Below are 13,042 nucleotides of genomic sequence, written 5' to 3'. Positions count from 1 at the left end.
GTGGGAGGGGCTTTAGCCGCGACGATTGGAGTTCGCGGCCAAAAAGTTACATCGTATGGGTCGGACGGTCGGATTTCAGCGCGCCGGCCAGATAGGTCTCGATCTTGTTGCGCGCGGTGTTGTCACCGTCGTTGAACTGCACGCCAACACCGGCGGCGCGGTTGCCCTGGGCACCCTTTGGGGTGATCCACACCACCTTGCCGGCTACCGGAATCTTCTCCGGCTCGTCCATCAGGTTGAGCAGCATGAACACTTCATCACCGAGCTTGTAGCTCTTGTTGGTGGGAATGAACAGCCCGCCGTTCTTGATGAAAGGCATGTAGGCCGCGTACAGCACGGACTTGTCCTTGATGGTCAGGGACAGAATACCGTTACGGGGCCCCAGATTGGGTGGCAGGCTCATCAGCACATTCCTGGCGTTTATTGCTTAATGCTTGATTCTAGGGCCTGTTCATACTCCGGCGCAAACCACCGGGTGGCGCGCAGCCAGCAGAATGTGACGCCCTGCCGAATCCGGTCAGCCGAGGTTCAGCTGCGCTGCTGCGCAGGCAGAGCAACCCATTGCCCCAGCAAGGCTTCCAGCAGCAGCACACGGTTGAGGTTGGCCTTGCCGATCACCTTCTGCCTTTGGCCAAGCAGCCACTCCTGAATCGCCAGCACCTTGGCCTGCGGCGTTTTGTCTGCCAGATACTGCACTACCTTGCGCATATCGGCCTGGCCCAGGCCCTCCTCGTCCCTGGTCAGCTGATAACGCAGAATCAGCTGCGCCCAATCGCAGAACCAGTCGAATAGCAGATTTAGCGGCAGTGCGTTCCAGCTTTCCGCCAACTGGCTCGGCGAAACCTGCTGCTTGAGCAGCTTCTTCACACCCTCCACGGCCTGCGCACGCTGCTCGCGCACACCTTGCGCCTGCAGGCGCACGGCCGCCAGTGGCGAACCCGCCGCGAGTGTCAGCAGATCGCGGCGCTCATCGTCTCCCAGCTCAGGCAGCGCCTGGACCAGCCAGGCCAGACTCATCGTCTCGTTCGGCAATGGGCAGGCCTGCTGCACGCAGCGGCTCTTGATGGTCGGCAACAGGCGGCTGGGCTGGTGACTGATAAGCAGCAGCACGGTATTGCCGGACGGTTCCTCCAGACTTTTCAGCAAGGCGTTGGCGGCATTGAGGTTCATCGCCTCGGCCGGCTCCAGCAGCACCACCTTGCGTCCACCGAGCTGAGCGGTCTGCACGACGAAATCGACCAGCTCACGCACCTGATCGACCTTGATCGGCTTTTCTGCCTCCTCGGGTTCGAGGACAAAATTGTCCGGATGGGTACCGGCGGCCAGCAAGTGACAGGATTTGCAGCTGCCGCAGGCGTCCAGGCCGCTCGGGCTCTGGCAGAGAAGATACGCCATCAGGCGCTCGGCCAGCGCGCGCTTACCGATCCCGGCCGGGCCATGCAGCAGGTAGGCATGGGCATGCCGGCTACGGCCGGCCAGTTGTTGCCAGAGTGATTGCTGCCAGGGATAGACCTCAGCCACGGCAGGCCTCCAACAGGCTCGGCAGCAAGGCGTCGATATCGGCCTGCACCTGCGCCAGAGTCTGTCCGGCGTCCAGCACGCGATAGCGCTGCGGCGCCTGCGCGACGCGCTGCAGGTAGGCCTGCCGTACGGCCTCGAAGAAACCACGGCCTTCCTGCTCGAAGCGATCCAGACGCCCGCGAGCCGCGGCGCGCGCCAGACCGATCTCAACCGGCAGATCGAAAATCAGCGTCAGGTCGGGACGCAGCTCGGCTTGGACGAACTGCTCCAGCTGCGCAATGCGCTCGATCGACAGTCCGCGCCCGCCGCCCTGATAGGCATAGGTGGCGTCGGTAAAGCGGTCGCACAGCACCACGCTGCCCCTGGCCAAGGCCGGGCGAATGACCTGTTGCAGGTGCTGGGCACGGGCAGCGAATACCAGCAGCAGCTCGGTATCGGCCGCCATCGGTTCGTCGCTGGGTTCCAGCAGCAGCTCGCGAATCCGCTCGGCAAGCGGCGTGCCGCCGGGTTCGCGGGTCAACAGTACGTCGATGCCCCGCTCGCGCAGGCGCTCGGCCAGATACTCGCGATTGGTGCTTTTGCCAGCGCCTTCCGGGCCTTCCAGGGTAATAAACAGACCGGTCACGGATTGCCCTTATTCAGTTTCGGCCGCCGCGCGGGGCGCGGGGCTGGAGCGATAGTCGGCGCGACGCTTGAGCTGATATTCGCGCACGGCGCGATTGTGCTCGGCCAGGGTGTTGGAGAACACGTGGCTGCCATCGCCTCGCGCGACGAAATACAGGGTGGTGCCATCGAGCGGGTTGAGCGCGGCATTGATCGCCTCGCGGCCGACCATGGCGATCGGCGTCGGCGGCATGCCGTCGATGGTGTAGGTGTTATAGGGGGTCGGCGTGCGCAGGTCTGCACGGGTGATACGACCGTTGTAGCGCTCGCCCATGCCGTAGATCACCGTAGGGTCGGTCTGCAGACGCATGCCCATGCGCAGACGGCGGACGAACACGCCGGCAATTTCGCCGCGTTCTTCGGGCACACCGGTTTCCTTCTCGATCATCGAGGCCATGATCAGTGCGTCATAGGGCTCGCGGTAGGGCAAACCCTCGGCACGCTGCTGCCACTCTTCGGCCAGTACGGCTTCAAGGCGAGCATTGGCCTGCTTGAGCAGGTCTTCGTCGCTCATGCCGCGCACGTAGCGATAGGTATCGGGAAAGAAGCGCCCTTCGGGGTTCTGCCCGGCCAGGCCCAGACGCTCCATCAACTGGGCATCGCTGAGATCGGCCAGGCGCTGCTGCAGGCGCTCCTGACGCCCCAGGGCGGCACGCACCTGGCGGAAGTTCCAGCCTTCAACCAGGGTCAGGCTGTACTGCACCACTTCGCCGCGCTGCCACAGGCCGAGCATGTCCCGCGCGCTGTGCTCGGGCAGCAGTCGGTATTCGCCGCTGTGCATGGCCGGAGCACGCAGATTGAAACGCCAGTAAAGGCGCAGCCAGAGCGCGTTGTCGATCACACCCTCGGCTTCCAGACGGTTGAGCAGGCCGCTCGGGGTGGCGCCGGATGGCACCTCCAGGAGCATTTCTTCAGTCAGATGCAGAGGCTGTTCCAGCGCTCTGTGCTGCTGCCAGGCGGCACCGACAACCAGCAGCGCAGCCAGCAACACGCCGCACTCGAGCAGCACCAAGATCTTGCGTAGCACCAGTTATTTACTCAGTAGGTCGCAGACGATGGCCTGCAGTTTACGGGTGAGCGGCCCGACCGACCAGTGTCGCTCTTGCAGCGCCCGTACAGGCCAGATGCCGTAAAGGCTGTTGCAGAGAAAGACTTCATCGGCACTCAGCAGTTCTTCGAAGGAAATATCGCGTAACTCGATGGCCAGTCCGAGCATTTGCGCCTGCTGCAGGAGCTCTGCGCGCATCACCCCGGCCACGCCGCAGCGCGACAGATCGGCCGTCACCAGCCCGCCTTCGATGACCAGAAACAGGTTGCTGTAAACGCCTTCGATGACCCGGCCATTGCTGTCGCGCATCAGACCTTCGGCGCACTCGGCGTCCTGCCACTCGGCTCGCGCCAGCACCTGCTCCAGACGATTGAGATGCTTGAGCCCGGCCAGCAACGGCTGCTCGGCCAGGCGCGTCTCGCAGGGGAACAGACGCACGCCCTGCTCGGCATGCACAGCGGGATACTGCGGCAGCGGCGCCGCCTGCAGGACGCGCAGCGGCTGACAGGGTTGTGGCGGCGCATAACCGCGCTGCCCCTCGCCACGGGTGACGACGAGCTTGGCAACGCCCTCGCCCAGTTGCCCGGCAAAGGCCTGCAACTCGCTTTCCATCTGCGGCAGATCGAGAGGAATGGACAGACGCCGACAGCTATCGGCCAGGCGCGCCATATGTCGCGCCAGCAACGGGATACGCCCGCCACGCACGGCGATGGTCTCGAACAGACCATCGCCGTAAGCCAGGCCACGATCGCGAACCGACAACTGCTCGCCGGGCGCGCCGTTGACCCAGCCCTGCATCAGCCGTGGTACCGACGGAACAGCAGCGAGCCGTTGGTGCCGCCGAAGCCGAAGGAGTTCGACAGGGCGATTTCGATCGGCATGGCCTTGGCCTGGTGCGCGACGAAGTCCAGGTCGCAGCCTTCGTCCGGCTCGTCCAGGTTGATGGTCGGCGGCGCGACCTGGTCGCGGATCGCCAGCACGCTGAAGATCGCCTCGACCGCGCCGGCAGCGCCGAGCAGGTGACCGGTCATCGACTTGGTCGAGCTGACCGCCAGCTTGTAGGCGTGATCGCCGAACACGTTTTTCACCGCAGCGGCTTCGGCGATGTCGCCAGCCGGAGTCGAAGTGCCGTGCGCATTGATGTACTGCACCTGGTCGGCGTTGATGCCAGCATCGCGCAGGGCTGCAGCCATGCAGCGCGCTGCACCGGCGCCATCCTCGGGTGGCGAGGTCATGTGGAAGGCATCGCCGCTCATGCCGAAACCGATCAGCTCGGCATAGATGGTGGCGCCACGCGCCTTGGCGTGTTCCAGCTCTTCCAGCACCAAGGCGCCGGAGCCGTCGGACAGGACGAAACCGTCACGGCCCTTGTCCCAGGGACGGCTGGCCTTGGTCGGCTCGTCGTTGCGAGTCGACAGCGCACGCGCCGCGCCGAAACCGCCCATGCCCAGGCCGCAGGCCGCCATCTCGGCGCCGCCGGCTACCATGACGTCAGCTTCGCCATAGGCGATATTGCGTGCGGCCATGCCGATGCAATGGGTGCCAGTGGTGCACGCCGTGGCGATGGCGTAGTTCGGCCCCTGCAGGCCCAAGTGGATCGACAGGAAGCCGGAAATCATGTTGATGATCGAGCCCGGCACGAAGAACGGCGAAATGCGCCGCGGCCCCTGCTCGTGCAGCGATTTGCAGTTGTTCTCGATATTGGTCAGGCCGCCGATACCGGAGCCCATGGCCACACCGATACGCTCGCGATTGGCGTCGGTGATTTCCAGCCCAGAATCACGCACGGCCTGGAAGCAGGCAGCGAGACCGTACTGGATGAACAGGTCGAGCTTGCGCGCCTCCTTGGCGGACAGGTACTCCTCGACGTTGAAGCCCTTGAGCGACCCGCCAAAACGGGTGGAGTAGGCCGACAGGTCCATATGCTCGATCAGACCGATGCCACTGCGCCCGGCCAAAATGCCCTGCCAGCTGCTCGGCACATCGTTACCCAGCGGCGACAGCATGCCCATACCGGTAACCACGACGCGTCTACGCGACACAGCAATCTCCTCTTGTTCTACTCAGGCGCCACATGCGCCTTGCACGTAAATAAAGGCCATGTCCACGTCATGCTGCTTTTGTAGGAGAGGATTTAACCGCGAAATCGCGAATAAATTCGCTCCAACAGAAGCCGGATCAGGGCATAACAGGTAACTTCGACATAGCCTAAAGAAAAGCCGCACGCCTGATTAGGGCAGTGCGGCTTTTCTCGGCCAGAAAGCTGACTGTGACTTATTGCGCGTGGGCAGTCACGTAGTCGATGGCTTCCTGAACGGTGGTGATCTTCTCAGCTTGCTCGTCCGGGATCTCGGTCTCGAATTCTTCCTCGAGAGCCATCACCAGCTCAACGGTGTCAAGAGAGTCGGCACCCAGGTCTTCAACGAAGGAAGCGCTGTTGGTTACTTCCTCTTCCTTGACGCCAAGTTGCTCAGCAACGATTTTCTTGACGCGTTCTTCGATGGTGCTCATACCTTGTTTTCACTCCTATTGGACAAATCCAGGCAGCTGGTAGCGGCCAAGTGTATAGAAAGGGTTTTTAGCATTTCAAGCTGAATGCCGGGGAGCCCCCAGGAACACTTCAACGATCTGTCTATAAACCTGTTGCAGCTTTATAACGGATTTTAGACAGCCACTATGACAGTTTTCTGATGGCTCGCGTCACATTCGAGAGCCTCCGGACATTCGGAGGCGCCCTTTTTAGCTCATGTACATACCGCCGTTCACCGGAATAGTAGCCCCAGTGACGTAACCTGCGCCATCGGAAGCCAGGAAACCGACGACCTTGGCGATCTCTTCGGCCTGACCCAGACGGCCCAGTGGAATCTGCGTCAGCAGCGCGTCGCGCTGCGCTTCCGGCAGCTCGCGGGTCATGTCGGTATCGATGAAACCGGGAGCGACCGAGTTGACGGTAATGCCGCGCGAACCGACTTCACGCGCCAGGGCGCGGCTGAAACCTTCCAGACCGGCCTTGGCGGCAGCGTAGTTGGCTTGCCCGGCGTTGCCCATGGCGCCGACCACGGAACCGATGTTGATGATCCGGCCGAAGCGAGCCTTGGTCATGCCGCGCAGCACGCCCTTGGACAGGCGGTAGAGGCTGTTCAGGTTGGTGTCGATGACGTCGAACCACTCGTCGTCTTTCATGCGCAGCATCAGGTTGTCGCGGGTGATACCGGCGTTGTTGACCAGAATCGCTGGCGCACCGAACTGCTCGGCAATGGCGCCCAGCACGGCCTCGACGGACTCGGCACTGGTCACGTTCAGTTCCATGCCGGTACCGCTGATGCCGTGTTCTTTCAGCGTGGCAGCGATGCGCTCGGCACCGGATGCCGAAGTGGCAGTGCCGATGACGATGGCGCCCTGACGGCCCAGCTCCAGGGCAATTGCCTGGCCGATACCACGGCTGGCGCCAGTGACCAGCGCGACCTTACCTTGCAGACTCATGTTCGTTCTCCTTTCTCAAGCCAACGCAGCACGAGCAGCGGCGAAAGCGTCGGGGGTATCCAGATTGTGGGTGTTGATGCCTTTGACGCAGCGCTTGTTCAGGCCGCTGAGCACCTTGCCGGGGCCGCACTCGACCAGATCGGTTACGCCCTGCTCGGACAGACGCACCATGGATTCGACCCAGCGAACCGGGCTGTACAGCTGCGCCAGCAGGTCGGCCTTCAGGGTGGCCAGGTCGGACACCACGGCGGCGCTGACGTTCTGCACCAGCGGGATCTGCGGCGCCTGCCAGTTCAGCGCCTCGACCGATTCGGCGAAACGCTCGGCAGCCGGTTTCATCAGCGCGCAGTGCGACGGCACGCTGACCGGCAGCGCCATGGCGCGCTTGGCACCACGCGCCTTGCACGCCTCGATGGCACGCTCGACAGCAGCCGCGCTACCGGCGATCACCACCTGACCCGGGGCATTGAAGTTCACCGCACTGACCACATCGCCCTGCGCCGCTTCGGCACAGGCAGCCAGCACGTCGGCATCTTCCAGACCAAGGATGGCGGCCATGCCGCCCTGCCCGGCCGGAACGGCCTGCTGCATCAGTTGACCGCGGCGCTCCACCAGCTTCACGGCGTCGGCGAAGCCGATGCTGTCCGCGGCGACCAGCGCGGAGTACTCACCCAGGCTGTGACCGGCGACGAACGCCGGCTTGGCGCCACCCTCGGCCAGCCACAGACGCCACAGGGCGACGGAGGCGGTGAGGATGGCAGGCTGGGTCTTGTCGGTCTGATTCAGTTGCTCTTCCGGACCCTGCTGGGTCAGTGCCCAGAGGTCGTAGCCGAGCGCTTCGGAAGCCTCGCCGAAAGTATCGAGCACCAGCTTCTGCTGGGCACCGTGATCGGCGAGCATGGCCAGGGCTTGCGAACCCTGACCGGGAAAGACGAATGCGAGGGATGCAGACATGAATAAGTCCCTTGAGTCGAAAAACCAGCGCCAGGCGAGCCTGGCGCAGCAAACTGACAGTTGGATGACAGGCCGGGTACCGCGGTCACATTCCGCCGCCGGTCACACCCTGAAAACGCGACGAGTCTACAGCAACAGGTCCTCAAGTCGACCATGCAGTCGCTGCGGCAAATTTTCCTGCACCTCACGCAGCGCACAGCGGATGGCGCTCTGAAAGCTCTCCTGACCGGCGGCACCGTGACTCTTGACCACGATGCCCTGCAGACCGAGAAAGCTCGCGCCATTGTGCCGAGCGGGAGCCAGGTCGGCCTTGAGGCGGCGCAGCAGCGGCATCGCCAAAGCACCGACCGCCTGAGCGAACAGCCCCTCATTGAACAGCGTCTCGACCCGGCCAGTGATCATCTTCGCCAGGCCTTCGCTGGACTTGAGCAGGATGTTGCCGCCAAAGCCGTCGCACACCACGACATCGGCTTCGCCACGGTACACCCCGTCGCCTTCGATGTAGCCGACGAAGTTCAGCCCATGGGCCTGCTGCAGCAGGCTGGCGGCCAGCTTGACCTGCTGATTACCCTTGATGTCCTCGGTGCCGACATTGAGCAAGGCGACCCGAGGCCGACTGATGCCCAGCGTTTCCGCGGCGACGGCGCCCATGATCGCGAACTGATAGAGGTGCTCGGCACTGCAGTCGACATTGGCGCCCAGATCCAGCAGGTAACAATGACCACGCTCGGTCGGAATCGGGCTGACCATGGCCGGCCGGTCGATACCTGGCAGTGTCTTGAGCACATAACGCGAAAGAGCCATCAGCGCACCGGTATTACCGGCACTGACGCAAGCATGCGCCTGACGCCGACGCACCAGCTCCAGCGCCACGCGCATCGAGGCATCGGGCTTGCCGCGCAGAGCCTGAGCCGGACGTTCGTCCATGGCGATCACTTCACTGGCGTGATGAACCTGCAGGCGCGAGCGATCGACACCGGACTGGCGAGCGAGCTGTTCTTCGATAAGGGGAGCTTGGCCGACGAGGGCCAGGTGTAGCGAGGGGAATTCGGCCAGTGCAGAAATGCAGGCCGGAACAATGCAGTGGGGACCGAAGTCCCCACCCATTGCATCAATCGCGATGATCGAGGCGGACAAGGATTACTCGTCAGCGCCCTTGTCGATCACTTTGCGACCGCGGTACACGCCTTCCGGAGAAACGTGGTGGCGCAGGTGAACTTCACCGGTGCTCTTCTCTACGGACAGGGTGCTGGCCTCGAGAGCGTCGTGCGAACGACGCATGTCGCGGGCGGAACGGGATTTTTTGTTCTGCTGAACAGCCATAACTCATTAACTCCTAAACGTTTGGGTCACGCTTTAACTGCGCCAATACACTGAACGGGTTGGACCGCGATACCTCGTCCTCGCCCGGCTCGGGCTCATCGAGACCGTCCGGCTGCTGGCAATCACCTGGGGCATGAGCAGGAACGATCGGCAGGGCGAGAAGCAATTCATCCTCGACCAGACCGAGCAGCTCCAGCGGCTCCTCGCCCACTTCCAGCACGTCGTAGCCCTTCGGCAAGGACTGAGTGTTCGCTCCAACCCGAACCACCGCGTATTCACATTCGCTGCGGATGGGTAGCGCGACCAGCTCCAGACAACGCTGGCAGACCATTTTGACCTCAACCTCGAGCTCACTGCGGATCACCACAGTTTTCTGCTCGTCACGCCCGAAATGAAATTTCGCCTGCACCGTGCCAGCCGTATCGGCAAGCGGGTCGCAGAGACGCGGCAGGCTGGCCAGTTCGAGCTGCCCTTCTAGGGTAGCTTCGCGGTCGGCGAGCTTGCGCGGATCAACGTGAGGTGGAATCGGCCCATTCAACATAGGCGCAGCATTCTAGGGATGCACCCTGCCCATGTCAAAGGAAATTCAGCCTGTCGCCGAATAGCAACGATCAGTAGAATTTCCCGCCCGCCTGTAGACGTATATAAAAGGAAGAGAACATGCCCGCGCTGCTGCTCGCCTCCAGCTCACCCTATCGCCGCGAGCTGCTCGAACGCCTGCAACTGCCCTTCACCTGGCAGTCGCCCAGCATCGACGAAAGCCGACGAGAGGGCGAGGCAGCCATCGACCTGGTCAAGCGCCTGGCCGAAGAAAAGGCCCGCACCCTCGCCACCGACCACCCCGACCACCTGATCATCGGCTCTGACCAGGTCGCCGTGCTCGGCAGCGGCGAAATACTCGGTAAACCCCACGACCTACCCAGAGCCCAGCAACAACTGCGCGCCGCCAGCGGCAGCAGTGCCACCTTTCTGACCGGCCTGGCATTGCTCAATACCTGTACCGGCAGGTGCCAGGTGGACTGCGTGCCCTTCACCGTACATTTCCGCCCGCTCAGCGACGAGCAGATTCTGCGCTACCTGCAACGCGAGCAGCCATTCGACTGCGCCGGCAGCTTCAAGTCCGAAGGACTGGGTATCAGCCTGTTCCGCAGCACCGAGGGCGAGGACGCCACCAGTCTGATCGGCCTGCCACTGATTCGCCTGGTGGACATGCTGCTGAGCGAGGGAATCGAAGTCCCTTGAGTCACCCACAAAAAGAAGAAGGGCCCGCCAAGCGGGCCTTCCTTTTAACTGTCAGCGCAGCGTCGGCCCCTGGAAGCCCATCCACAACGCGATGCGATCGGCCACACTGGTACCCAGACGCTTGGCGAAACGATCGAACGGTGTATCACGCTGGGTGAAATCGACCATCTCCTTCTCGCCGATCACCTCTCGCGCCACGTAGCTGGCGCTACCCAGCGCATCGACCAACCCAAGCTGCAGCGCCTGCTCGCCGGACCAGACCAGCCCGGAGAACAGCTCGGGATGCTCGTCAGCCTTGAGACGATCACCACGCCCCTTCTTCACACTGTCGATGAACTGACGATGAGTGGTATCGAGCACGGCTTTCCAGAAGCGGGTTTCCTCTTCCTTCTGCGGCTGGAACGGATCGAGGAATGCCTTGTGCTCACCCGAGGTGTAGACGCGACGCTCGACCCCGAGCTTCTCCATGGTCTCGACGAAACCAAAACTGGCCGCAGTGACTCCGATGGAACCGACCAGACTGGCCTTGTCGGCATAGATCTCATCGGCCGCACTGGCGATGTAGTAGGCACCGGAAGCGCCCAGGTCACTGATGACGGCATAAACCTTGGTCTGCGGATACTCGCCGCGCAGACGACGAATTTCGTCATAGATATAACCGGACTGCACCGGACTGCCACCCGGGCTGTTGATGCGCAGGATCACACCCTTGGTATTGGTATCCTCGAAAGCCGCACGCAGGCTACCCACGACCTTGTCGGCACTGGCCTCCTCGCGATCGGCGATCATGCCGCGAATTTCGATCAGCGCCGTATGAGCAGTAGTGGTCGAGGCCGATTTCAGATCGAGCGCCGGCAACACCAGCGCCAGTGCGCCGAACAGATAGATAAAGGTCAGTAGCTTGAAAAAAATGCCCCAGCGACGCGACCGACGCTGCTCCTGAACGCTGGACAACAGCGCTTTTTCCAGCAATTTCCAGCTCTTGGCATCCTCGCCCGACGAAGACGATGACTTCCACTCATCCGACATGCTCACTCACCTCTGCAGAACGCTGCGCGCGATGACCATCCAGCCATGTACGCAGCTCATTGAATTCGTTGATCGCCAGGCGCGGCGAGCATTCGCGCAACAGTGACAGCGGCTGCGCACCAAAACCCACCGCTACCGCATCCATCCCGGCATTGCGCGCCATTAAGAGATCGAAGGTCGAATCCCCGACCATCAGCGCACGCCCAGGCTGCACCCGGCAATGCGCAAGAATCTCGTGCAGCATCAGCGGGTCCGGCTTGCTCGCCGTCTCATCGGCACAGCGGGTGATATCGAAATAATCCAGCCAACCCTTATCGGCCAGCACCCGATGCAGCCCCCTGCGCCCCTTCCCGGTTGCGACCGCCAATTGATAACCCTGATCGCGAAAAGCTTCGAGCGACTCGCTCACACCCTCGAACAACGGTGACGGCTCGGTTTCCAGCGCCAGATACTGCTCACTGTAGGCACTGCGGATGGCTTCGATACGCAACGGCTCGTCGAGTTCCAGATAAAGGGTGCGAATCGCCACCCCCAACTCCAAACCAATGATGCCGCGCACCGCGACATCGGAGCAGCGCGGCACACCCACCACATCGGCAGCGCGGTGCATGGCCTCGACGATACGGCCAATGGAATCGACCAGCGTGCCATCCCAATCGAAGATCAGCAGTTGGTAATCAGGCACTCAACCGCTCCAGGGTCTTGGCCCACATTTCATCCACTGGCGCTTCGAGCTTCAGCACCCCACCTTCAGGCAACGGCACATGCAGCTCGTAGGCATGCAGGAACAGGCGCTTGCCGCCCAGTTCGCGAATCTCGCGGGTGAAGTCGTCATCACCGTACTTGGAGTCGCCAGCGATGGAGTGCCCGGCATGCTTGGCATGCACACGAATCTGGTGGGTGCGACCGGTCACCGGCTTGGCCTCGACCAGCGTGGCGAAATCGCCGAAACGGCGCAGCACGCGGAACAGCGTCAGCGCCTCCTTGCCCTCGCCATCGACCTCGACCATGCGCTCACCGGAGCGCAGGTTGCTCTTCTGCAGCGGCGCATTGACCTGCTTCTTGGCGGTCGCCCAGTGACCGCGCACCAGCGCCATATAGCGCTTGTCGACGCCATCGCCACGCAGTTGCTCATGCAGGTGACGCAACATACTGCGCTTCTTAGCGATCATCAGAAGACCGGATGTGTCGCGGTCCAGACGATGCACCAGCTCCAGATCCTTGGCATCGGGGCGCAGTTGACGGAAGGCCTCGATCACCCCGTAGTTCAAACCACTGCCACCGTGTACGGCGATACCGGCCGGCTTGTTCAGCACGATCAGCGCCTTGTCCTCGTAGACGATGGCCGCCTCGAGACGCTCAAGCAGCCCCTGCGCCAGCGGCTCGGGCTCATCGCGCTCAGCAAGGCGCAGCGGCGGCACACGCACCACGTCACCAGCCTGGAGTTTGTATTCGGGCTTGATCCGCCCCTTGTTCACGCGCACTTCGCCCTTGCGCAGGATGCGATAGATCAGGGTTTTAGGCACGCCCTTGAGCTGCGCCCGGAGGAAGTTGTCGATGCGTTGGCCGGCAAGTTCCGGTGCAACCTCGATCAGCTGGACGCCGGAGGTTGGAGAGGCAGGAGTAGTCATCGCGCAATCATAACAATTTTTTATGGAATTGAAGCACTTAATCATTGCTGCTATAGTCGCGAACGCCGCCAAAAGCGGCCTGGCTTGCGGATGATCGCCAAACTTGCCATCCCCTGCCCGCGCAAACCTTACTTGGACGTGAGGCCGT

The 13,042-nt window shown here is 62.5% G+C and carries 16 protein-coding genes; 1 reads left to right on the top strand and 15 read right to left on the bottom strand.

What is annotated here, in order from left to right; translation table 11 throughout:
* Positions 1 to 46 precede the first annotated feature (46 nt).
* From B3P22_RS13400 to B3P22_RS13345, 12 genes are all read right to left on the bottom strand, one after another.
* Positions 47 to 403 carry a PilZ domain-containing protein gene (locus B3P22_RS13400; RefSeq protein ID WP_003245164.1) on the bottom strand — a complete coding sequence of 119 codons (357 nt, stop codon included), beginning with the start codon at positions 401 to 403 and terminating at the stop codon, positions 47 to 49.
* A 125-nt stretch (positions 404 to 528) separates the two neighbouring features.
* Positions 529 to 1,521, bottom strand: coding sequence for a DNA polymerase III subunit delta' (locus tag B3P22_RS13395; RefSeq protein ID WP_296271307.1), 993 nt, complete (start codon positions 1,519 to 1,521; stop codon positions 529 to 531).
* Positions 1,514 to 2,146: a dTMP kinase gene (gene tmk, locus B3P22_RS13390; protein WP_296271306.1), complete on the bottom strand. Its 633-nt coding sequence runs from the start codon at positions 2,144 to 2,146 to the stop codon at positions 1,514 to 1,516. The genes B3P22_RS13395 and tmk overlap by 8 nt, the downstream gene beginning before the upstream one ends.
* A 9-nt stretch (positions 2,147 to 2,155) precedes the next feature.
* Positions 2,156 to 3,211 (bottom strand): endolytic transglycosylase MltG, encoded by a 1,056-nt coding sequence (gene mltG / locus B3P22_RS13385; RefSeq protein WP_296271305.1) that lies wholly within the window; start codon positions 3,209 to 3,211, stop codon positions 2,156 to 2,158.
* Between the two features lie 3 nt (positions 3,212 to 3,214).
* Positions 3,215 to 4,030: an aminodeoxychorismate lyase gene (pabC, locus tag B3P22_RS13380; protein WP_296271304.1), complete on the bottom strand. Its 816-nt coding sequence runs from the start codon at positions 4,028 to 4,030 to the stop codon at positions 3,215 to 3,217.
* On the bottom strand, positions 4,030 to 5,274 hold the full coding sequence (fabF, locus tag B3P22_RS13375; RefSeq protein ID WP_197855911.1) for a beta-ketoacyl-ACP synthase II: 1,245 nt from the start codon (positions 5,272 to 5,274) through the stop codon (positions 4,030 to 4,032). Before fabF ends, pabC begins: the two co-directional genes overlap by 1 nt.
* Before the next feature lie 232 nt (positions 5,275 to 5,506).
* On the bottom strand, positions 5,507 to 5,743 hold the full coding sequence (gene acpP / locus B3P22_RS13370) for an acyl carrier protein (RefSeq protein WP_003245177.1): 237 nt from the start codon (positions 5,741 to 5,743) through the stop codon (positions 5,507 to 5,509).
* A gap of 228 nt (positions 5,744 to 5,971) precedes the next feature.
* On the bottom strand, positions 5,972 to 6,715 hold the full coding sequence (fabG, locus tag B3P22_RS13365) for a 3-oxoacyl-ACP reductase FabG (protein ID WP_013714817.1): 744 nt from the start codon (positions 6,713 to 6,715) through the stop codon (positions 5,972 to 5,974).
* Between the two features lie 15 nt (positions 6,716 to 6,730).
* Positions 6,731 to 7,669, bottom strand: a complete 939-nt coding sequence (gene fabD / locus B3P22_RS13360; protein WP_296271303.1) for an ACP S-malonyltransferase — start codon at positions 7,667 to 7,669, stop codon at positions 6,731 to 6,733.
* Between the two features lie 126 nt (positions 7,670 to 7,795).
* Positions 7,796 to 8,806, bottom strand: coding sequence for a phosphate acyltransferase PlsX (gene plsX, locus B3P22_RS13355; protein WP_296271302.1), 1,011 nt, complete (start codon positions 8,804 to 8,806; stop codon positions 7,796 to 7,798).
* Between the two features lie 3 nt (positions 8,807 to 8,809).
* Entirely contained in the window at positions 8,810 to 8,992 is a 183-nt protein-coding gene (gene rpmF, locus B3P22_RS13350; protein WP_003245185.1) for a 50S ribosomal protein L32, read from the bottom strand.
* 13 nt (positions 8,993 to 9,005) lie between these two features.
* Positions 9,006 to 9,533: a YceD family protein gene (locus B3P22_RS13345; protein ID WP_003245186.1), complete on the bottom strand. Its 528-nt coding sequence runs from the start codon at positions 9,531 to 9,533 to the stop codon at positions 9,006 to 9,008.
* A gap of 119 nt (positions 9,534 to 9,652) precedes the next feature.
* Between B3P22_RS13345 and B3P22_RS13340 the strand changes: the two genes are divergently transcribed.
* Positions 9,653 to 10,234: a Maf family protein gene (locus B3P22_RS13340; RefSeq protein WP_296271301.1), complete on the top strand. Its 582-nt coding sequence runs from the start codon at positions 9,653 to 9,655 to the stop codon at positions 10,232 to 10,234.
* Between the two features lie 51 nt (positions 10,235 to 10,285).
* Here the strand turns inward: B3P22_RS13340 and sppA are convergent, their stop codons facing one another.
* From sppA to rluC, 3 genes are read right to left on the bottom strand one after another with little or no spacing between them, the layout of a single operon-like run.
* Positions 10,286 to 11,263, bottom strand: coding sequence for a signal peptide peptidase SppA (sppA, locus tag B3P22_RS13335; RefSeq protein ID WP_296271300.1), 978 nt, complete (start codon positions 11,261 to 11,263; stop codon positions 10,286 to 10,288).
* Positions 11,253 to 11,948, bottom strand: a complete 696-nt coding sequence (locus B3P22_RS13330) for an HAD-IA family hydrolase (protein WP_296271299.1) — start codon at positions 11,946 to 11,948, stop codon at positions 11,253 to 11,255. Before B3P22_RS13330 ends, sppA begins: the two co-directional genes overlap by 11 nt.
* Positions 11,941 to 12,894, bottom strand: coding sequence for a 23S rRNA pseudouridine(955/2504/2580) synthase RluC (rluC, locus tag B3P22_RS13325; protein ID WP_024307573.1), 954 nt, complete (start codon positions 12,892 to 12,894; stop codon positions 11,941 to 11,943). The genes B3P22_RS13330 and rluC overlap by 8 nt, the downstream gene beginning before the upstream one ends.
* Positions 12,895 to 13,042 lie beyond the last annotated feature (148 nt).

It is taken from the genome of Pseudomonas sp. UBA6323 (assembly GCF_002439135.1).
GTDB lineage: Bacteria > Pseudomonadota > Gammaproteobacteria > Pseudomonadales > Pseudomonadaceae > Aquipseudomonas.
Note: the sequence above shows the minus strand (reverse complement) of the source record. Positions and strands in the feature narration are given on the sequence as shown.

What these genes read in the sequence shown, in the direction of transcription:
- B3P22_RS13340 (WP_296271301.1), top strand. Translation starts at nt 9,653, where the DNA reads ATGCCCGCGCTGCTGCTCGCCTCCAGCTCACCCTATCGCCGCGAGCTG.
- rluC (WP_024307573.1), bottom strand. Translation starts at nt 12,894, where the DNA reads ATGACTACTCCTGCCTCTCCAACCTCCGGCGTCCAGCTGATCGAGGTT.
- B3P22_RS13345 (WP_003245186.1), bottom strand. Translation starts at nt 9,533, where the DNA reads ATGTTGAATGGGCCGATTCCACCTCACGTTGATCCGCGCAAGCTCGCC.
- fabD (WP_296271303.1), bottom strand. Translation starts at nt 7,669, where the DNA reads ATGTCTGCATCCCTCGCATTCGTCTTTCCCGGTCAGGGTTCGCAAGCC.
- B3P22_RS13400 (WP_003245164.1), bottom strand. Translation starts at nt 403, where the DNA reads ATGAGCCTGCCACCCAATCTGGGGCCCCGTAACGGTATTCTGTCCCTG.
- sppA (WP_296271300.1), bottom strand. Translation starts at nt 11,263, where the DNA reads ATGTCGGATGAGTGGAAGTCATCGTCTTCGTCGGGCGAGGATGCCAAG.
- rpmF (WP_003245185.1), bottom strand. Translation starts at nt 8,992, where the DNA reads ATGGCTGTTCAGCAGAACAAAAAATCCCGTTCCGCCCGCGACATGCGT.
- fabG (WP_013714817.1), bottom strand. Translation starts at nt 6,715, where the DNA reads ATGAGTCTGCAAGGTAAGGTCGCGCTGGTCACTGGCGCCAGCCGTGGT.
- acpP (WP_003245177.1), bottom strand. Translation starts at nt 5,743, where the DNA reads ATGAGCACCATCGAAGAACGCGTCAAGAAAATCGTTGCTGAGCAACTT.
- pabC (WP_296271304.1), bottom strand. Translation starts at nt 4,030, where the DNA reads ATGCAGGGCTGGGTCAACGGCGCGCCCGGCGAGCAGTTGTCGGTTCGC.